We start from the raw sequence: 17,931 nt of genomic DNA, 5'->3' as shown, positions 1-17,931 counted from the left end.
GGGCGGACGGGCGGGCGTCGGCGGGCGCCCGCCGATAGGGTGGGCGAACGTGACCGAGACCGGTAGTGAGACCCGTACCCGCGCGCGGTTCGAGGTGCCCGAAGAACTTCGGGCCGACGTCCGCCTGCTCGGCGAGATCCTCGGCAAGGTTTTGGTCGAGTACGCCGGTCAGCCGCTGCTCGACGACGTCGAGAAACTGCGGGAGCTGACCATCGCCGGTGACGGCGCCGCCGCCGAGCAACTCGTCGCGTCCTGGCCGTACGAACGAGCCGAGGACGTCGCCCGCGCGTTCACCTGCTACTTCCACCTGACCAACCTCAGCGAGGAACTGCACCGCGCCCGCGTGCTGCGCGAGCGGGACCGCTCCGGGGACGCACCGGCGATCTCCGAGCTGGCCCAGGCGGTCGAGCAGATCTCCCACGACAGCGGCGAGCAGCAGGCGCGGGCACTGCTCAACGGGCTGGAGTTCCGCCCGGTGCTGACCGCGCACCCGACCGAGGCCCGGCGGCGCGCCGTCCTGGCCACGATCCGGCGCATCTCGTCGCTGCTGGACGAGCGTGGCGACCCGCGGACCGGCGACAGCGAGCTCGCGGAGAACCGGCGCCGCCTGATCGAGCAGGTCGACATCCTCTGGCGTACGTCGCAACTGCGCACGAGCCGGCCGTCTCCGCTGGACGAGGTCCGGTCCGCGATGGCCGTGTTCGAGGAGACGCTCTTCGATGTCATCGGCAACGTCTACCGGCGGCTGGACGACGCGCTCGCCGGTGACGCGGCCGGGATGCGCCCGCCCGTGGTGGCGCCGTTCGTCCGCCTCGGTTCGTGGATCGGCGGCGACCGCGACGGCAACCCGAACGTCACCGCCGCGATCACCCGCGAGGCCATGCAGATCCAGGCCGACCACGTACTGCGGGCGCTCGAGCAGGCCACCGACGTCCTCGGCCGGGCGCTCACCCTGGACGCCGCGACCACTCCGCCGTCCGCCCCGGTCCGTCGGATCCTGGAGGACGCCCGGGCGGTCAACCCGGACCTGATCGCGGACATTGAGACTCGCTCACCCGCCGAACCGCACCGCCAGCTCCTGCTGCTCGCGGCGCGCAGGCTGGCCGCAACTCGCTCCCGCGACGCCGACTTCGGCTATCCGCGGGCCTCTGACTTCCTGCACGAGCTCAAGGTGCTGCAGGACTCTCTGGTCACCGCTGGAGCACCACGCCAGGCGTACGGCGAGCTCCAGCAACTCATCTGGCAGGTCAACTCGTTCGGCTTCCACCTGGCCGAGCTGGAGGTCCGTCAGCACTCCTCGGTCCACACCAAGGCGCTCGAAGAGGTGCTGGGCGGCGGTGAGCTCTCCGACCAGACCGAAGAGGTGCTCGCGACGCTGCGGGTGATCGGTCAGATCCAGCAGCGCTTCGGCCCCGAGGCGTGCCGTCGGTACGTCGTTTCGTTCACCCGCAACGCCGGAGACCTCGCAGCTGTCTACGAGCTGGCGGATGCGGCGATGGACGGGCGTCCGATCGAGCTGGACGTCGTACCGCTGTTCGAAACCGGTGAAGACCTGCAGAACTCGGTGGAGGTGCTGGACAACGCGATCCAGCTCACCCGGGTCCGGCACCGGCTCACCGCCAACGACCGGCGCTTCGAGGTCATGCTCGGGTACTCCGACTCCGCCAAGGACGTCGGCCCCGTCTCGGCAACACTCGCCCTATACGACGCTCAGGCCCGGATCACCGCGTGGGCGCAGCGCAATGCGGTCCGGCTGACCCTGTTCCACGGTCGTGGTGGGGCCCTGGGACGTGGCGGTGGCCCGGCGAACCGTGCCGTACTGGCTCAGGCTCCCGGATCGGTGGCCGGGCGGTTCAAGCTCACCGAGCAGGGTGAGGCGATCCCGGCCCGTTATGGCAACGCGGCGATCGCGCAGCGGCACATCGAGCAGGTGACCGCGGCGACGTTGCTGGCCTCCACTCCGGCGATCGAGGAGCGGGCTGCCGCGGCGGCCAATCGGTTCGCCGTGGTGGAGAAGACCCTCGACGAGGCCGCGCGTACGACGTACCACCGGCTGGTGAAGGCGGATGGCTTCGCGGAGTGGTTCGGGCGGGTGACTCCGCTGGAGGAGCTCGGTCAGCTGCCGCTCGGGTCGCGGCCGGCCCGGCGTGGTGTCGCGGTGTCGTCGTTGGAGGACCTGCGGGCGATCCCGTGGGTGTTCGCGTGGTCGCAGGCCCGTGTGAACGCTCCTGGCTGGTACGGCCTCGGCTCTGCGCTCTCGGCGGTCGGGGACGTCGCCGCGCTGCGGGACGCGAACCAGAACTGGCCGCTGTTCCAGGTGATGCTGGAGAACGCGGAGATGTCGCTGGCGAAGACCGATCGGCGCATCCTGGGCCGCTACCTCGAGCTGGGCGACCGGCCGGACCTGACCCAGCTGATGCTCGACGAGCACGCCCTCACCACCGAGTGGGTGCTCAAGGTGCTCGACCAGGACCGGTTGCTGGCCGGGCGGCGAGTGCTGGGCCGAGCGGTCGAGCTGCGGAACCCGTACGTCGACGCCCTCAGCTACCTGCAGTTGCGGGCACTGCGGACACTGCGGACCGATGACTCACTCGACGAGGAGCAGATCGTTCGTACCCGGCGGTTGCTGTTGCTGACCGTCTCGGGTGTCGCCGCCGGCCTGCAGAACACCGGCTGATGTTCAGCGACCTGGATCGGCCGCCCCTCGACGCACGGTTCCTGCGTGGGCGGCTGGTGCGACTTGGTTCGTTCTGGACGCAGATCGACGTACTCGCGGAGACGCCGTCGACCAACGCGGTTGTCGCGGCGGCGGCGTCCGCGGGGGCCGCTGAGGGACTGGTGGTGGCCGCGGAGTACCAGTCGTCCGGTCGTGGGCGGCTGGGGCGCACGTGGACTACGCCGACGCGTTCCGCCGTACTGATGTCGGCCCTGCTGCGTCCGACGGCTGTGCCCGCGGCCCGGTGGCCATGGCTCGGTCTGCTGGTCCCGCTGGCGGTGGCAGCCGCCGTACGACGGGTGGGGGAGATCCCCGCGCTCGTGAAGTGGCCGAACGACGTACTGATCGAGGACCGCAAGCTGGCGGGCATCCTGCTCGAACGGGTCGACGGCCCGGCTGCTGTGGTCGGCATCGGCCTCAACGTCACCCTGCGCGAAGATGAGAAGCCGCATCCTGCGGCGACCTCGTTAGCGCTCGAGAAGGCGGCCACCACCGACCGGGCCACCGTGCTGACCGTCGTACTGCGCGAGCTCGCCGACCGCTACCAGACCTGGGTCGACGCGAACGGCGATCCGGCGACGATCCTGCCCGAGTACCGCGAACTCTCCGCCACCCTCGGGCAGGCCGTTCGCGTGGAGTTGCCGGACGGCTCCTTCCTCGAAGGCACCGCCCGCGACCTCGCCGACGACGGCCGCCTCATCGTCGACACCCGGGAAGGTCCGCGCCCGTTGGCCGCCGGAGACGTCACTCATCTACGCCCGGCGTGACACCTCGCCGATCGTCTTCCCGCCGTCCGGCCGATAGACCACGACGATCCGGTTGCCGGCCCGCACCGAGCCGGTCGACAGCACCTTGAGGTAGGCCCCGACCCGACCGGTACGCGCGAACCGGTGATGGAACCGCGGGATCCCCATCCGGCCCGACAGGTTGCCGCAGGGCGTGCGCGCCGACCGGACCTCGACCAGGATCCCGGTCGTCGGCCCGCCGATCCGCCAGCGTTCGCCGATCAGCGCACTGGTGATGTCGAGGCCATGAGTCGTCAGGTTCTCGCCGAACAGGCCGGGCGGGATCTCCCGGCCGAGCTCGACCGACCACCAGTCGGCGTCCTCCTCGGCGTACGCGTAGAGCGCTTTGTCCGGGCCGCCGTGATACCGGGTGTCGCACTGCTTGTCGCCGACCAGACCGAGCTCCTCGACCACGACCGCCCCGGGCACCGGGCGCTTGTCGATCGCGATCCAGCGGGTCGGTCCACGGATGATCTCGTGGACGACGTTGACCGCGATCAGTCGCGCGGACATCAGCTTGCCTGGGTGATCCAGCGGATCGGATCGCCACCGTCGAAGTCGTCGCGGCCCGCGTCGTGCAGAGCACCGGCGACGAGCGTCCGACGGTACGAGGCGAACGTGATGACATGGGCGATCATCGCGCCCGCGGTGTAGACCTCGACGTTGTCGCCCGGGCAGACGATCAGCTCGTCCAGGCGGTTCTGGCTGCAGAGTTCACCGATCTCGGCGGCGAACGCCGGCCCGGCCTCGTCGAGCCGGTGACGCATGCTCTGGACGCTTTCGCCTTGTTCTACAGCGAAGTCGTACTCCTGTCCGGCGAGATTAGCGTGCCACATGGCGAGCTGACCGACCAGGCGCGACAGGAGCGAGCGCAGGGTCGGGTGGTCGTCGATGCCTTCGACCGAGATCTCGATCGGGCGGTCGAGTTGCTCGTCGGTCAGCGTGGCCGCTTGCTCGAGCATCTTGCCCAGCAACCAGATGTGATGGTCGACGATCGTACGAACGAGGTCCATAGAGCTCACCTTGTCCCTGGCCGGCACGCGCAGGCCGTTCGGTGGGTGGAAGTGGATGCCACTCGGCGCGTCGATCCGGATCCGGTCCGGACGACCCCGCCAGGCCGCCGGCGCCACGCCGTACGCCCGGCTGAAGGCGCGCGTGAACGCCTCGTGCGATCCGTAGCCGGCCTCGACCGCGACGTCGAGGATGTGGCCCGGCCCGGTCAGCAGCCGGTACGCGGACCGCTCCAGCAGGATCCGGCGCCGGAACGCCCCCGGTCGCTCGCCCGCCGCGGCCGCGACCACTCGGTCGAGGTGCGACCGGGACAGCTGGACCCGAGCGGCCAGGTCGGCGGTGCCGGTCGCTCCGTGATCGTCCAGTGCCTCGGCCAGCACATCGACAAAGGCGGCGAACAGGTCAGTCATGGGAGGCCCCATGACTCGCCGGCGCCGGAGGCCCGGCGGATAGCACTGTCATGGGACCATCGTGCCGCCGCCGGGCTCGTCGTACTTGATCGTTTTCGCTGTTTTAACTGGTGAAGATCTTTGCCGCGGTGATCAGGGTTTCGATGATGCCGTAGCCGAGGAGTACGGCGACCAGGAGCCAGGAGATCACCAGGCGTGCGGTCTGGGTCATTGCGCTGCCTCCACAGTGGCTTCTTCAGATTTCTCGTGGAACCGGTCGGAGACCGAGCGGATCATCAGGTTGGCGACGAAGCCGAAGGCCAGCACGCCGACCATCGTGAACAACGCCGGCCGGTACGCCGCGGCCGTCAGCGTGCCGGGTTTCCCTTCGTGGTCGAGGAAACCGTTGATGATCAGCGGCCCGGCGATACCGGCTGCTGACCACGCGGTCAGCAGCCGGCCGTGGATCGCACCGACCTGATAGGTGCCGAAGAGATCCCGCAAGTACGCCGGAACCGTCGCGAACCCACCGCCGTAGAACGAGATGATCACCGCGGCCAGCAGGACGAAGATCACCGTGCTGTTATGCCCGACGGTGGCGAGCAGGAAGTAGGCGATGATGCCGACGCCCAGGTACATCGCGTAGATGGGCTTGCGGCCGATCACGTCCGACGTGGTGGACCAGCCGAACCGGCCGGCCATGTTGAAGATCGAGAGCAGTCCGACGAACCCGGCCGCCGCCGCGACTGCGACGCTGGACTTGCCGTCCGACCCGCGGAAGAAGTCCTGGATCATCGGGCTGGCCTGCTCGAGGATGCCGATCCCCGCGGTGACGTTGCAGAACAGCACGATCCACAGGCACCAGAATTGCGGTGTCTTGATCGCGTTGGCCGCCGACACGTTGGCGGTGGTCACCAGAGGCTTCTGCTTCACCGTCGCCGGGTCGAACCCGTCCGGTGCCCAGCCCTCCGCGGGCACCCGGATGTTGAAGACTCCGAACATCATGATAGCGAAGTAGCCGATGCCGAGGGTGAGGAACAGGCCGACCAGCGCGCCACCACCGGCGACCGACGAGCTGACGTCCGGGTCGTAGCCGGAGTCGTACACACTCAGCAGTTGCCGCGACAGCGGGCTGGCCACGAGTGCGCCGCCGCCGAAGCCCATGATCGCCAGGCCGGTGGCCAGGCCCGGGCGGTCCGGGAACCACTTGATCAGCGTCGAGACCGGGGAGATGTAGCCGATGCCCAGGCCGATGCCGCCGATCACGCCGTACCCCAGGTAGACCAGCCAGAGCTGGCCGGTGCCGATGCCGAGGGCGCCGACCAGGAAGCCGGTGGCCCAGAAACACGCGGACACGAACATCGCCTTGCGCGGGCCGTTGCGTTCGACCCAGGTGCCGCCGACCGCGGCGGACAGGCCCAGCATCACGATCGCGATGCTGAAGATCACTCCGATCGCGGTCTGGCTGCTGTCGAAATGCTTCACCAGCGACGTCTTGTACACGCTGGTCGCGTACGCCTGCCCGATACACAGGTGAACCGCCAGCGCCGCCGGCGGGATCAGCCAGCGGCTGTATCCCGGGGGCGCGACGGTTTGCTCCCGATCGAGTACCGACAAGATGCCCATCACGGCTCCTTCTCTTGTCCCCCAGGTGGTTACCCCTCGCGCATACTGGCGCACTGTATGCATTTTGTGAAGTGTTAAATCACTTCTTCGCCCGATCGTGTCGGGGCCGGTTCGGCCCGATCGTGTCGGGAGGGGACAGCGAACCTGGGAACTGTGACACTGGGGACATGGCGATCTCGGCGAAGTTGTTGGGTGAGGACGAGTACGTCGTCGTCAGCACCCGGACGCACTGGAAGGCGCTGATCTTTCCGGTGTTCCTGCTGCTCCTGGTGGCGGGCGGCGGCGGTTTCCTGGCCGCGATCGTGCCGTCCGGATCACTGCAGACGCCGGCCCGGATCGCGGTCCTCGCGGTCGGCGTGGTGATCCTCGTGGCCTTCGCGCTGAAGCCGTTCCTGAACTGGTTCTTCTCGACGTACACGGTGACGAACCGCCGGCTGATCACCCGCCACGGCATCCTCACCCGGACCGGGCGGGACATCCCGCTGATGCGGATCAACGACGTCTCCTACGAGCACGGCCTGATCGACCGGATGCTCGGCTGCGGGACCCTGCACATCGAGTCCGCCGGTGAGCGCGGTCAGGTCGTGCTGCCCGACGTACCGCATGTCGAGCACGTCCATCTGCAGATGTCCGACCTGCTCTTCGGTGGTCCGGAAGGCCGGCCCGGCGACGGCATCCTCGCGGACGAGGAGCCCCCGGACCACATGCGCCGCCGCCCGCAGCAGCAACAGCAACCTCGTACGGACGACAGCGAGACCCTGTTCAGCTCCGACGACAACGAGCGCTAGGACTCCGCACCGGACCAGCGATCGAGGAGCTCCGGGAGGCGGGACAGGACGTCGCGGAAGGTCTCGTAGGCGTCGGTGCCCAACTCATCGGTGAGCCACTGCTCGAGCTCGATCAGGTGCCGATAGCCGTCGCTCGCGACGGACACGCCGTGATCGGTGTAGGTGACGACCTTGGCGCGGCCGTCGTCGGGGTCGGTGCGCATCTCGAGGACGTCCAGGGCGACCAGGTCGCGGATCACCTCACCCATCGACTGCCGGGTCATGCCGGCGCGGGCGGCCATCTCCGCGGCCCGGGCGCCGTCCTCGGTCAGCGTCCCGAACACCGAGTTGTGGGCCGGCTTGACGTCGGTGTGCCCACGGAGGTGGGCGGTTCGGACCATGTCGGCCTGCAGGGCCCGGTTGGCCCGGTCGACCAGTGCGATCAGCGGCTTGCGGCCAAGCCGCGGCAGCTCAGCTCTTGACATCTTGTAAGGATACCTTCCAATATTTCGACAGGAATCCTTACAGTATCAGGAGGGGACGATGAACCCCAGCGCGCTGCACGAAGCGGTCGCGGTCCAGTTCGGCCAAGGCGGAGGTCGAGGCCGTCGCCGGACCGTTCGGGTTGCCGTCGAGCAGGAGTTCGTCGTCAGCGATGCCGCGACCGGTGACGCCGTACCGATCGAGCGGGTACGACGAGCGGCTGACTCGCTGTACCTGAGTTTCGAGCCCGGTGGTCAGCTCGAGCTGAGCCTGCCGTGTGGGCCGGATCCGGCCCGGCTGCTTTGCGATGTCACGCACGACCTTCAACGTCACCTGGCGGCGGCCGGCATCCGCATCCAGCCGATCCCGGTCGATCCACGTCCGCACGTGCAGTTGCAGCTGACGAGTCCGCGGTACGTCGCCATGCAGCGGCACTTCGACACGATCGGGTCGGCCGGGCGGCGGATGATGCGGCGTACCGCGTCGACCCAGGTGTGCCTCGACTGGTGGCCCGGGCGCGCGGGGCTGGAGCAATGGCGGGTCCTCAACCTCGCCGGTCCCTTCCTGGCCGCGGCGTTCGCGCGCAGCGCCGGGCCTGACGGCCGGCTCACCACGTGGCTCGACGTCGACCCGGCCCGGACCGGCTTCAACGACCGAGTGCTGCACGGCGATGACCCCGTCGCCGCGTACGCCGACTTCGCCGCCGGCGCCACGGTGTTCGTCGATGGCGGGCCGGCCGAGCACCTGACGACGATGTTCCCGCCGGTCCGGCCGCGGGCGACGTACCTCGAGGTCCGTTTCCTCGACGCGCAGGAGCCGGCCGCCGTCGGGTGCGCGATCACCGCGCTCACCGGTCTGCTGTACGACGACGAGCGCCGCCGGCGCGTCCTGGCCGCACTGGAACCGGAGCGGCACCGCCTCGCCGAGCAATGGCACGCGGCTGCCGCCGGGGAGCTCGACGGATTGGAGGCAGCGGCATGACCGGCGTCCTGTTCGTCACCGACCCGCTGGCCGGGCTGCAGGCCGACATCGACGCGACCATCGGCCTGATGAGCGCCAGCCAGGACCTGGGCCTCGACGTCTGGTGCTGCGATCCCTCCGGGCTCGCCGTGGTCGATGGGCGACTGTTGGCCCGAGCCCACCAGATCCGGCTCCGGCCGCGCCGGCCCGCGGGCGGCGATCACCGGTGGCTCGTCGACGCGACCTGGTGGGACGAGCTCGACCTCGCCACGGTCGAGGTGGCCGGGTTCGATGTGGTGCACCTGCGGATCGACCCGCCCGTCGACGAGCGTTACCTGCACGCGACGTACCTGCTGGACCTGGCCGGTACCCGGGTGGTCAATCGTCCGGAAGGGGTCCGGGCGGTCCACGAGAAGCTGGTTGCACTGCGGTTCCCCGAGCTGTGCCCACCGACGTATGTCGGTGCCTCGATCGCCGGCCTGCGTGACTTCGTCGCGTCGGTCGGTACGGCGGTCGTGAAGCCGGTCGACGGGTTCGCCGGACTCGACGTGTGGCTGGTGCGCGACGACCATACGGCGGTAGCGCTGCTGGAGTCGGCCACCCACGGCGGTCAGCGACAGGTGATCGCCCAGGAGTACCTGCCGACCGTTGCGCATGGCAACAAACGGCTGTTCCTCGTCGACGGTGAGATCGCCGGTGCGGTGCTGCGCCGGCCTGCCGCCGACGACTTCCGGATCGGGCCGCCGGTCGCGCCGGCAACGATCGACGACGCCGACCGCGCGATCGTCGCCGCGCTCGGTCCGCTCCTGCGCCGGCATGGCCTCGCCATCGCCGGGGCAGACGTCATCGGCGGCCGCTTGATCGAGGTCAACGTGACTTGCCCGGGTGGCATGCACAAGACCGACGCCCTGCTCGGCACCCGGCTGAGCGAAACCATCGTCCGCCGGCTCATCGAACCGGCGCTGCTCCCGGAAGGGGTAGTCGCATGAGTACTGTCACCATCGTTTGCATTGCGCTGATGGGCATTCTGCTGTTCGTCCTCGGCGCCAACGTCTCGCGGCAGCGCGGGATCCGCGGCGCGGGCAACCAGGCGCCGACCGACCCGACCGATCGGCTGCTGATCGCGATCCGCGCGCACGGCAACGCGGCCGAGTACATCCCGACGATGATCGTCCTGCTGCTGGTGTGTTCGACGCTGTCGGACAGCTGGCTGGTCGACGTACTGGCGGTGGCTTCGCTGGCCGCCCGGACGACGCACGCCGTTGGGATGCTCTCGGCGAAGACGCTCGCGGCCCACGGTCCGCTTCGCGACTTCGGGGCGTTCGGCACTTACTTCGTCGGTGTGGCCCTCGGCGTAACCGCGATCGTGACGATCTGAGCCGTTGTCAGAAGACCTCGATGCTGACTGGGGCGATCGGCCAGGTGAAGGCTGAGGTCACTGTGGCCACCGCTCCTGGGGTGTGCTCGGTGACCCGGCCGGTGGCGGCGAACTCGGCGAGGGTGCGGCCGCCGAGGTAGATCGCGCCGAGCTCGGTCACGGACAGCGTCAGGTCGGCCGGATCGTCGGTCCGTTCGCACCGGGCCGTCGTACCGTCGGCGGTGAGCTGGAACCGGCCGGCGTTGGCCGGGATCAGGTCGTCGGTCACGTCGAGGACGAGGTCCACGGGGACGGCGTACCGGCGCTGTTCGAGGGCGCGAGCGACGTCCGTCACGCGGAGCCAGAGCGACTCGTTCACCCGCCGGTTGAGCGCGGTCGGGGTGGTGACGAGTTGCTGCAGCGGCTCGTCGACGGCGGCGTACTCGAACTCGAGGGTGGCGGCCAGATCCAGCGTCAGCACGTGCTGCCACAACGCCTTGTACGCCGTCGGTTCGAGTGCGACGAGCTCCTGGAGCGACACCTCGCTGGCCGGACCGGTCGCGCCCCAGTTCAGCTTGCCGCGCCACAGCGCGTACCCGTCGATGGCGCCGGTCTCGTCACGGTGCACGAGGATCCGCCGGGCAGTCTTGCCGTGCCGATCGTCTTTCTTGTCTTCCAGCCGCCGCTGCCACTGGAGCTCGGAGCGGCCGGACACTCCCGGCCGTCGTTCCTGCAGGCTGCGGAGGAGCGGCGGCAGCTCCTTGAGGGCGTCATCCGCGGTCAGTTCGCCGAGCTCGCCGGGACGGATCCGCACGCTGGGCGGGCCGACGCGGTGCAGATCGACCTCGTACGCCGTGCCCCACGTGGCAGCGCCGTACCCGAATCGGCCGTAGATCCCCGGCTCGCTGGCCCAGAGCACCGCGATCGCCTCCGGCACCTCACGCAACTGCCGGGTGATCAAGGCCGACATGACACCCCGCCGACGATGCGTCGCCTTCACCCCGACCCCGGTCACATGCGCGGCCGCCACCACCCCGCCCGGCACCGACAGATCCCGCGTCAGCGCCCGGGTAGTCCCGACAACCTCCCCGCCATCGGTCGCCACCAACGCCCGCTCAGGCTCGAAGAGTTGCCGACCCAGCTCATTAGGCGATGGATCAAACATCATCGCCGCCCCGAACAACTCCGACACGTCCTCGAAGTCTCCGGCCACCCCGACTCGAACACCGATCTCAGCCATGCCGCATCTTCACACGCCCCACCGACAGACAGCCAACGACAAACCTGCGCCGGCAGCTCCGAGATTCGTGAAGCCCGCGCTAACGGACCGCTGGGAGGTCTCCGGTGGACTCGGGGTCCAGGGCGGCGGGGGAGTTGGGGGCGGGGGTGTGTTCGGCCTCGTCGAGTTCGATCTCTTCGCGGAAGACGAACTTGCGATAGGACCAGAAGCGGAAGAGGGTGCCGAGACCCAGGCCGACGAAGTTCGCGGCGATGTTGTCGGACAGCCAGCTGTGCAGGTCCAGGACGTAGCGGGAGAAGGCCAGGCAGCCGGCCGCGATCAGCAGGCCGATGCCGTTCAGCACGAAGAACAGCACGTACTCGCGGTGCAGCCCGCTGCGCTCACGGTGCCGCCAGGTCCAGTACCGGTTCCCGAAGTAGGTCACGATGGTCGCGACCGTCGTCGAGATCAGCTTCGCGGTCAGCGGCTTGTGGTGCAGCATGCCCTCGCCGGAGTCGGCGAGCACCAGAGGGTTGTTGAAGACCAGCCAGTTGTAGATCGGCAGGTCGACGACCAGACCGAGCAGACCGACCAGACCGAATTTGGCCACTTCGTGCACCAGGTGCTCAACCTGGCGATACAGCGTGGTGACAAGCTTCAACGGTCTCCGGAACCTTCTGTGATCGCATCGCAACGGGGAGGGGCAGCATCCCACGGTACCCGGCGAACGGTCCGGTTCCGAAATCCCCCGCGCGTGTCCGTAGCCCGCTGCCGGACGGATGATGTATGGACATAAGCTCCAGCCTGTGAAGTTCGATCGCAAGGATCTCCCCGTCGGAACACCCGTGGTCGGTATGGTCGGCGGCGGTCAGCTGGCCCGGATGACGCAGGAAACCGCGGTCGCGCTCGGCATCCAGCTCCGCGTGCTCGCCGAAGGCCCGACGGTGTCGGCCGCCCAGGCGGTCGCGGACGCGCCCGTCGGCGACTACAAGGACCTCGAGACGGTACGCCGGTTCGCTGCCGAGTGCGACGTGGTCACGTTCGACCACGAGCACGTTCCGACCGATCTGCTGCACGCGCTCGAGGCGGACGGCATCAAGGTCCACCCGGGACCCGACGCGCTGGTCCACGCCCAGGACAAGGCGGTCATGCGCCGCCGGCTCGACACCTTCGACGCACCCTCGCCGGCGCATCAGGTGGTCGAGACCGCGGCCGACGTCGCGGACTTCGCCAAGCGGGTCGGCGGGTTCCCGATCATCCTCAAGACCACCCGCGGCGGGTACGACGGCAAGGGCGTCTGGTTCATCGACGGCCCGGACGACGACGCGATCACGGTCGCGCTCGACAGCGGCGTACCGATCCTGGCCGAGGAGAAGGTCGACTTCGTTCGCGAACTGTCCGCGATCGTGGCCCGCTCGCCGCACGGCCAGGCGGTCGCGTACCCGATCGTCGAGTCCGTCCAGAAGGACGGCATCTGCGTCGAGGTGACCGCGCCCGCACCCGGCCTCGCACCGGAGAGGGCGGCCCAGGCCCAGCAGACCGCGCTGCGGATCGCGGGTGAGCTCGACGTCGTCGGCGTCGTCGCGGTCGAGATGTTCGAGGCCCGCGACGGGCGCCTGCTGGTCAACGAGCTCGCGATGCGTCCGCACAACACCGGCCACTGGTCGATCGACGGCGCGGTCACGTCCCAGTTCGAGAACCACCTGCGGGCTGTGCTCGACCTGCCACTCGGATCGCCGGCCGCGCGAGCGCCGTACACGGTGATGGTCAACCTGCTCGGCGGCGACGTCGAGGACATGCACCGCGGGCTGCTGCACTGCCTGGCCCGCGACCCCGGCCTGAAGGTCCACTTCTACGGCAAGTCGGTCAAGCCGGGTCGCAAGATCGGCCACGTCACGGCGTACGGCGACGACCTCGAGCAGACCCGGGAACGCGCCCGGCACGCGGCCGCGTACCTGACCGGAACCATCGACGAGTAGGGGTAGCGCATGAGTGTTGGCATCGTGATGGGGTCGGACAGCGACTGGCCGACGATGAAGGCCGCGGCCGAGGTGTGCGTCGAGTTCGATGTGCCCTTTGAGGCAGATGTGGTGTCGGCGCACCGGATGCCGACCGAGATGATCGACTACGGACGGTCAGCGCACGAGCGGGGACTGAAGGTGCTGATCGCCGGTGCCGGCGGGGCCGCGCACCTGCCCGGCATGCTCGCGTCGGTGACTCCGTTGCCGGTGATCGGCGTACCGGTGCCGCTCAAGTACCTGGACGGGATGGACTCGCTGTTGTCGATCGTGCAGATGCCGGCCGGCGTCCCGGTGGCGACGGTGTCGATCGGCAACGCGCGCAACGCGGGCCTGCTCGCGGTCCGGATCCTGGCCGCGTCCGACGAGAAACTGCGGGACCGGATGATCGCCTTCCAGGAGTCCCTGGCCGATCTGGCCCGGGCCAAGGGCGATACTGTGCGTAACGGCGCGGCAGAGCTCCGTAAAGGCTGAATACGCCTCAGGTTTTCCACAAGCTGCAGCAGGGTAGTCGTGTGATCCCACCCGTTGTCGTCTAAGGTCGTCGATCGTGACTCCGCCCACTGAACCGGATACGCAGCGCATCCCGGTCCGCTACTGGATCTGGCTGTTCGGCGCTGTCGTGTCCTTGCTGGGTGACCTGACGATGACGTTCGCCATCGGATGGTCGGCCACCCAGCACGGCGGCCGCGTCGCCGGCCTCATCCTGCTGCTGGCCGCCGCCCCTCGGGCCGCTCTGCTGCTGATCGGCGGCGCCGTCGGCGACCGCTTCGGCGCGCCTCGCGTCCTGCTGGTCAGCTGTACGGCGATGTTCCTGGTGACAGCCGCCCTGGTCCCGGCCTCGGCGGCGGTGGGCGAGCCGATCTGGCTACTGGTCGTGCTGGCGCTCGTCGTCGGCGTGATCGACGCCTTCTTCCTGCCGTCGTCGCGATCCATGCCGCGGCTGCTCGTCCCGCCGGCGCAGGTGCCGCGCGCCCTGGCCAGCTTCCAGGTCATCGGCGTCGTCTTCGCCGTCTCCGGCACCGCGGTCGGCGGTGTCCTGGTCAACTGGGCCGGCCTGACAGCCGCGGCCGGCTTCGACGCCCTCACCTTCGGCATCATGATCGTCGTCCTGATCGTGCTGCGCGGCACGACGGCGCCGCACGGCGCGCGGACCACGACCATGTTCCGCTCGATCGTCGACGGCGTCCGCGCGGCGTTCGGCCGGCCACTGACCCGCGCGCTGCTGATCACGATGACCATCGCGGCCGGTCTGCTGATCCCGATGGACTCGCTGCTGCTGCCCTTGCTGGCCCGCTACCACCACTGGGACGCGCAGACCGCGGGCATCCTGATCGCCACCCGCAGCCTCGGGGTCGGCGTCGTTTCGATCCGCATCCTGATGCGCGGCGCGTTCCAGCGACCGGGCATCGTCGCGATGCTCGGCCTGCTGCTCGCGGCGGTCGGATTCATCGGACTGTCCGCGCTGGACCGACTGCCGCTGACCATCGCGGCTGCTGTGGTCAGCGGCATCGGTGTCGGCACCTTCACCGGACACGTACTGCCCTTGCTGATGAACTCGGTGGAGCGCGAGTACCAGTCGCGGCTGCAGTCGGTCATCGTGCTCTGCCAGAGCCTCGCCCTGGTCGTGATGAACCCGATCCTCGGCAGCCTCGCCGACGTCAGCAGCGTCGGCATCACCGGTGTGTGCCTGGGGATCGGCATCGCGGCCGCACTGATCGGGCTCGTGGCCCTCAGCCGCCCGGTCATCCGCAGCGCGACAGTGTCCTAATGCGTCCTCGGGCTCCGTCCTAAGGGGTCCTAGGGCTTGCCGGGGGCCCGGTAGGTCCAGCCGGCGGCGCGCCAGGCGGCGGCGTCGAGCAGCAGGCGGGCGTCGATCACGACCGGGTGCTCCACCACGCCGCGGAGCGCGGCCGGGTCCAGCTCCCGGAACTCGGGCCACTCGGTCAGGTGCAGTACGGCGTGCGCACCCTCGCAGGCCTCCGTGGCGGAGGCGGCGTAGCGCAGGGTCGGGCGGACCTTGCGGGCGTTCTCCATCGCCTCGGGGTCGTAGACGGTGACGTTCGCGCCGTGCAGTTGGATCCGGCCGGCCACGTCGAGGGCGGGCGAGTCGCGGACGTCGTCCGTACCGGCCTTGAAGGCGGCACCGAGGACGGTGACGTTCTTGCCGACCCACTCGCCGCCGAGCACCTCGTGGGTGACGTCGACGATCCGGGCCCGGCGGTGCTGGTTGATGTCGTCGACCTCACGCAGCAGCGTGATCACCTCTTCGACGCCGAGCTCGCCGGCCCGGTGCATGAACGAGCGCAGGTCCTTGGGCAGGCAGCCGCCGCCGTAGCCGGGGCCGGCGTTCAGCATGCCGCGGCCGATGCGCTTGTCGTACCCGAGCGCGTCGGCCAGTTGGGTGACGTCGGCGCCGGTCGCGTCGGCGAGCTCGGCCAGCGCGTTGATGAACGAGATCTTCGTGGCCAGGAAGGCGTTCGCGCCGCCCTTCACCAGCTCCGCGGTCGGCCGGTTGCACACGACCACCGGCGTACCCTCGGCGATCGGGGTGGCGAAGACCTCTCGCAGCCGGGCCTCCGCGGTCGCCGACTCCACGCCGAACACGAGCCGGTCCGGGTGCAGCGTGTCGTCCACGCCGTGCGCCTCACGGAGGAACTCAGGCTGCCAGGCGAGCTCTACCGCCGTGCCCGCCGGCGCCTCGGTGTGGAAACGCTGCTCGATGTGCTTCGCCGTACCGACCGGCACGGTCGAGCGGCCCACCACCAGCGTCGGCTTGGTCAGCAGCGGCGCGAGCATGTCGACGACCGAGTTCACCTGCGACAGGTCGGCCGCCTCGCTGCCCTCGAGCTGCGGCGTGCCGACGCAGATGAAGTAGACGTCGGCCCAGTCGCCGATCTCGCGGTAGTCCTTGGTGAACCGCAGCCGGCCGGAGTCGACGTGCTTCTTCAGCAGCGGGTCCAGCCCTGGTTCGTACAGGGGGGCCTTGCCGTCGTTCAGCAGCTTCAGCCGGTGCTCGTCGATCTCGACCCCGATGACGTCGAAACCGAACTCGGCCATCCCCCCGGCGGTGTTCGCGCCGAGGTAGTTGGTGCCGATGACGGCGATCCGCAGGGGGCGGGAGGTCGCTTCACTCATGCCGGGGACTCTACCCATCGTGGTTATCACCCGGTGACCGGCTCATGTCCACCGGCTCTCCAAGGTGTGCGCTGTTGGTCACTTTCGGCGTACGACGTCCTCCGTTCGCGGATTGTTCGTCGTACTGTGTGACTCGTGAGTAACTCATTCGACCTGTACGCGCTGTCCGAGGAGCACCAGGCGATCCGCGACGCCGTGCGCGACGTCTGCGACGCCAAGGTCGCCCCGCACGCGGGTGACGTGGACGAGCTCGCGGAGTTCCCGAAGGCGTCGTACGACGCGCTCAAGGCGTCGGACTTCCACGCCCCGCACATCCCGGAGCAGTACGGCGGCGCCGGGGCGGACGCGCTCGCGACGGTGATCGTGATCGAGGAGGTCGCCCGGGCCTGCGCCTCGACCTCGCTGATCCCGGCCGTCAACAAGCTCGGCTCGCTGCCGCTGCTGCTGTCCGCGTCGGACGAGGTCAAGCAGCGTTACCTGCCGCCGGTCGCCGCGGGTGACGCGATGTTCTCGTACTGCCTGTCCGAGCCCGAGGCCGGCTCGGACGCGGTCTCGATGAAGACGCGCGCGGTCGCCGATGGCGACGGGTTCGTTGTGAACGGCGTGAAGCGGTGGATCACCAACGCCGGGGTGAGCGACTTCTACACGGTCTTCGCGGTGACGGATCCAGAGGCGCGGTCTCGCGGAATTTCTGCCTTCGTGGTGGAGAAGTCGGATGAGGGGGTGTCGTTCGGGGCGCCGGAGAAGAAGCTCGGCATCAAGGGCTCGCCGACCCGCGAGGTGTACTTCGACAACGTGCGGATCCCGGCTTCGCGGATGATCGGAGAGCCGGGCACCGGGTTCGCGACCGCGATGGCGACGCTGGACCACACCCGGGTGACGATCGCCGCGCAGGCGCTCGGGATCGCCCAGGGTGCGCTCGACTATGCGCTCGGGTACGTGAAGGAGCGCAAGCAGTTCGGCAAGGCGATCGCGGAGTTCCAGGGCCTGCAGTTCATGCTCGCCGACATGGGCATGAAGATCGAGGCGGCCCGCCAGCTCACGTACGCCGCTGCCGCGCGCTCCGAGCGTGGCGACGCCGACCTCACCTACTTCGGCGCCGCCGCCAAGTGCTTCGCCTCCGACGTCGCCATGGCCGTCACCACCGACGCCGTCCAACTCCTCGGCGGCTACGGCTACACCCACGACTACCCCGTCGAACGCATGATGCGAGACGCCAAGATCACCCAAATCTACGAAGGCACGAACCAGGTCCAGCGAATCGTCATGGCCCGCCAACTCCTCAAGGGCCTCGGCTAAGGACGTTTCCGCAGGAAAGCCATGCCCGCGACTCGGCCTGCTCGCCACCATCCGCGACCTCGCTGCCCGGGGTGCTCGACTGGGAGGCGCTCGGCACCAGGCTGGCGTCCTACGGTCGGCGTCCCGCGGGATGTCAAGAATATGATCGTGGTCCCGACCAGGA

Annotated in this window: 17 protein-coding genes; 10 read left to right on the top strand and 7 right to left on the bottom strand. The window is 69.2% G+C overall.

Going from position 1 to position 17,931, the window contains the following annotated elements; all coding sequences use genetic code 11:
* The first annotated feature begins 49 nt into the window (after positions 1-49).
* Both AB0E63_RS10240 and AB0E63_RS10235 read left to right on the top strand, forming a co-directional pair.
* Positions 50-2,677 carry a phosphoenolpyruvate carboxylase gene (locus AB0E63_RS10240; protein ID WP_360363874.1) on the top strand — a complete coding sequence of 876 codons (2,628 nt, stop codon included), beginning with the start codon at positions 50-52 and terminating at the stop codon, positions 2,675-2,677.
* On the top strand, positions 2,677-3,483 hold the full coding sequence (locus tag AB0E63_RS10235; protein WP_360363872.1) for a biotin--[acetyl-CoA-carboxylase] ligase: 807 nt from the start codon (positions 2,677-2,679) through the stop codon (positions 3,481-3,483). The genes AB0E63_RS10240 and AB0E63_RS10235 overlap by 1 nt, the downstream gene beginning before the upstream one ends.
* Here AB0E63_RS10235 and AB0E63_RS10230 read toward each other — a convergent pair.
* The 3 genes from AB0E63_RS10230 to AB0E63_RS10220 all read right to left on the bottom strand — a co-directional run bounded on the left by AB0E63_RS10230 (position 3,469) and on the right by AB0E63_RS10220 (position 6,527).
* Positions 3,469-4,014, bottom strand: coding sequence for an MOSC domain-containing protein (locus AB0E63_RS10230; RefSeq protein ID WP_360363870.1), 546 nt, complete (start codon positions 4,012-4,014; stop codon positions 3,469-3,471). The genes AB0E63_RS10235 and AB0E63_RS10230 overlap by 15 nt on opposite strands.
* Positions 4,014-4,922: a helix-turn-helix transcriptional regulator gene (locus tag AB0E63_RS10225; RefSeq protein WP_360363868.1), complete on the bottom strand. Its 909-nt coding sequence runs from the start codon at positions 4,920-4,922 to the stop codon at positions 4,014-4,016. The genes AB0E63_RS10230 and AB0E63_RS10225 overlap by 1 nt, the downstream gene beginning before the upstream one ends.
* A gap of 207 nt (positions 4,923-5,129) precedes the next feature.
* A complete protein-coding gene (locus tag AB0E63_RS10220) occupies positions 5,130-6,527 on the bottom strand; it encodes an OFA family MFS transporter (RefSeq protein ID WP_360363866.1) in 1,398 nt (465 codons plus the stop codon).
* A gap of 167 nt (positions 6,528-6,694) precedes the next feature.
* Here AB0E63_RS10220 and AB0E63_RS10215 point away from each other — a divergent pair, with 167 nt between their 5' ends.
* Positions 6,695-7,315, top strand: coding sequence for a PH domain-containing protein (locus AB0E63_RS10215; protein ID WP_360363865.1), 621 nt, complete (start codon positions 6,695-6,697; stop codon positions 7,313-7,315).
* Here AB0E63_RS10215 and AB0E63_RS10210 read toward each other — a convergent pair.
* The gene (locus AB0E63_RS10210; protein WP_360363863.1) at positions 7,312-7,779 is read right to left on the bottom strand and encodes a hypothetical protein; all 468 of its coding nucleotides are present in this window, start codon (positions 7,777-7,779) and stop codon (positions 7,312-7,314) included. The two genes, AB0E63_RS10215 and AB0E63_RS10210, sit on opposite strands and share 4 nt — an antisense overlap.
* Before the next feature lie 58 nt (positions 7,780-7,837).
* On the opposite strand from AB0E63_RS10210, the gene AB0E63_RS10205 reads away from it, so the two are divergent.
* The 3 genes from AB0E63_RS10205 to AB0E63_RS10195 are packed head-to-tail and all read left to right on the top strand — an operon-like array spanning position 7,838 to position 10,115.
* The gene (locus tag AB0E63_RS10205) at positions 7,838-8,758 is read left to right on the top strand and encodes a glutamate-cysteine ligase family protein (protein WP_360363862.1); all 921 of its coding nucleotides are present in this window, start codon (positions 7,838-7,840) and stop codon (positions 8,756-8,758) included.
* Positions 8,755-9,726, top strand: coding sequence for a hypothetical protein (locus tag AB0E63_RS10200; protein WP_360363860.1), 972 nt, complete (start codon positions 8,755-8,757; stop codon positions 9,724-9,726). The genes AB0E63_RS10205 and AB0E63_RS10200 overlap by 4 nt, the downstream gene beginning before the upstream one ends.
* Entirely contained in the window at positions 9,723-10,115 is a 393-nt protein-coding gene (locus tag AB0E63_RS10195) for an MAPEG family protein (protein WP_360363858.1), read from the top strand. Before AB0E63_RS10200 ends, AB0E63_RS10195 begins: the two co-directional genes overlap by 4 nt.
* Before the next feature lie 7 nt (positions 10,116-10,122).
* Here AB0E63_RS10195 and AB0E63_RS10190 read toward each other — a convergent pair whose 3' ends face one another.
* Positions 10,123-11,334: a GNAT family N-acetyltransferase gene (locus AB0E63_RS10190; RefSeq protein ID WP_360363856.1), complete on the bottom strand. Its 1,212-nt coding sequence runs from the start codon at positions 11,332-11,334 to the stop codon at positions 10,123-10,125.
* A gap of 79 nt (positions 11,335-11,413) precedes the next feature.
* Positions 11,414-11,974, bottom strand: a complete 561-nt coding sequence (locus AB0E63_RS10185; protein WP_360363854.1) for a GtrA family protein — start codon at positions 11,972-11,974, stop codon at positions 11,414-11,416.
* Positions 11,975-12,095: 121 nt separating this feature from the next.
* Between AB0E63_RS10185 and AB0E63_RS10180 the strand changes: the two genes are divergently transcribed.
* The 3 genes from AB0E63_RS10180 (at position 12,096) to AB0E63_RS10170 (ending at position 15,102) form a co-directional block, all read left to right on the top strand.
* The gene (locus AB0E63_RS10180) at positions 12,096-13,292 is read left to right on the top strand and encodes a 5-(carboxyamino)imidazole ribonucleotide synthase (RefSeq protein WP_360363947.1); all 1,197 of its coding nucleotides are present in this window, start codon (positions 12,096-12,098) and stop codon (positions 13,290-13,292) included.
* A gap of 9 nt (positions 13,293-13,301) precedes the next feature.
* Positions 13,302-13,805 carry a 5-(carboxyamino)imidazole ribonucleotide mutase gene (gene purE / locus AB0E63_RS10175; protein WP_360363852.1) on the top strand — a complete coding sequence of 168 codons (504 nt, stop codon included), beginning with the start codon at positions 13,302-13,304 and terminating at the stop codon, positions 13,803-13,805.
* A gap of 76 nt (positions 13,806-13,881) precedes the next feature.
* Positions 13,882-15,102, top strand: a complete 1,221-nt coding sequence (locus AB0E63_RS10170) for an MFS transporter (protein ID WP_360363850.1) — start codon at positions 13,882-13,884, stop codon at positions 15,100-15,102.
* Between the two features lie 29 nt (positions 15,103-15,131).
* Here the strand turns inward: AB0E63_RS10170 and AB0E63_RS10165 are convergent, their stop codons facing one another.
* The gene (locus AB0E63_RS10165; RefSeq protein WP_360363848.1) at positions 15,132-16,469 is read right to left on the bottom strand and encodes a UDP-glucose/GDP-mannose dehydrogenase family protein; all 1,338 of its coding nucleotides are present in this window, start codon (positions 16,467-16,469) and stop codon (positions 15,132-15,134) included.
* A gap of 135 nt (positions 16,470-16,604) precedes the next feature.
* Between AB0E63_RS10165 and AB0E63_RS10160 the strand changes: the two genes are divergently transcribed.
* Positions 16,605-17,768 (top strand): acyl-CoA dehydrogenase family protein, encoded by a 1,164-nt coding sequence (locus AB0E63_RS10160; protein ID WP_360363846.1) that lies wholly within the window; start codon positions 16,605-16,607, stop codon positions 17,766-17,768.
* Positions 17,769-17,931: the final 163 nt, after the last annotated feature.

Source organism: Kribbella sp. NPDC026596, assembly GCF_040638415.1.
Lineage (GTDB): Bacteria > Actinomycetota > Actinomycetes > Propionibacteriales > Kribbellaceae > Kribbella.
Note: the sequence above shows the minus strand (reverse complement) of the source record. Positions and strands in the feature narration are given on the sequence as shown.

Excerpts from the sequence above, each read along its gene's own strand:
- AB0E63_RS10200 (WP_360363860.1), top strand. The coding sequence starts at position 8,755 with ATGACCGGCGTCCTGTTCGTCACCGACCCGCTGGCCGGGCTGCAGGCC.
- AB0E63_RS10190 (WP_360363856.1), bottom strand. The coding sequence starts at position 11,334 with ATGGCTGAGATCGGTGTTCGAGTCGGGGTGGCCGGAGACTTCGAGGAC.
- AB0E63_RS10195 (WP_360363858.1), top strand. The coding sequence starts at position 9,723 with ATGAGTACTGTCACCATCGTTTGCATTGCGCTGATGGGCATTCTGCTG.
- AB0E63_RS10215 (WP_360363865.1), top strand. The coding sequence starts at position 6,695 with ATGGCGATCTCGGCGAAGTTGTTGGGTGAGGACGAGTACGTCGTCGTC.
- AB0E63_RS10165 (WP_360363848.1), bottom strand. The coding sequence starts at position 16,469 with ATGAGTGAAGCGACCTCCCGCCCCCTGCGGATCGCCGTCATCGGCACC.
- AB0E63_RS10180 (WP_360363947.1), top strand. The coding sequence starts at position 12,096 with ATGTATGGACATAAGCTCCAGCCTGTGAAGTTCGATCGCAAGGATCTC.
- AB0E63_RS10225 (WP_360363868.1), bottom strand. The coding sequence starts at position 4,922 with ATGACTGACCTGTTCGCCGCCTTTGTCGATGTGCTGGCCGAGGCACTG.
- AB0E63_RS10205 (WP_360363862.1), top strand. The coding sequence starts at position 7,838 with ATGAACCCCAGCGCGCTGCACGAAGCGGTCGCGGTCCAGTTCGGCCAA.
- AB0E63_RS10210 (WP_360363863.1), bottom strand. The coding sequence starts at position 7,779 with ATGTCAAGAGCTGAGCTGCCGCGGCTTGGCCGCAAGCCGCTGATCGCA.
- AB0E63_RS10235 (WP_360363872.1), top strand. The coding sequence starts at position 2,677 with ATGTTCAGCGACCTGGATCGGCCGCCCCTCGACGCACGGTTCCTGCGT.
- AB0E63_RS10220 (WP_360363866.1), bottom strand. The coding sequence starts at position 6,527 with ATGGGCATCTTGTCGGTACTCGATCGGGAGCAAACCGTCGCGCCCCCG.
- AB0E63_RS10230 (WP_360363870.1), bottom strand. The coding sequence starts at position 4,014 with ATGTCCGCGCGACTGATCGCGGTCAACGTCGTCCACGAGATCATCCGT.
- purE (WP_360363852.1), top strand. The coding sequence starts at position 13,302 with ATGAGTGTTGGCATCGTGATGGGGTCGGACAGCGACTGGCCGACGATG.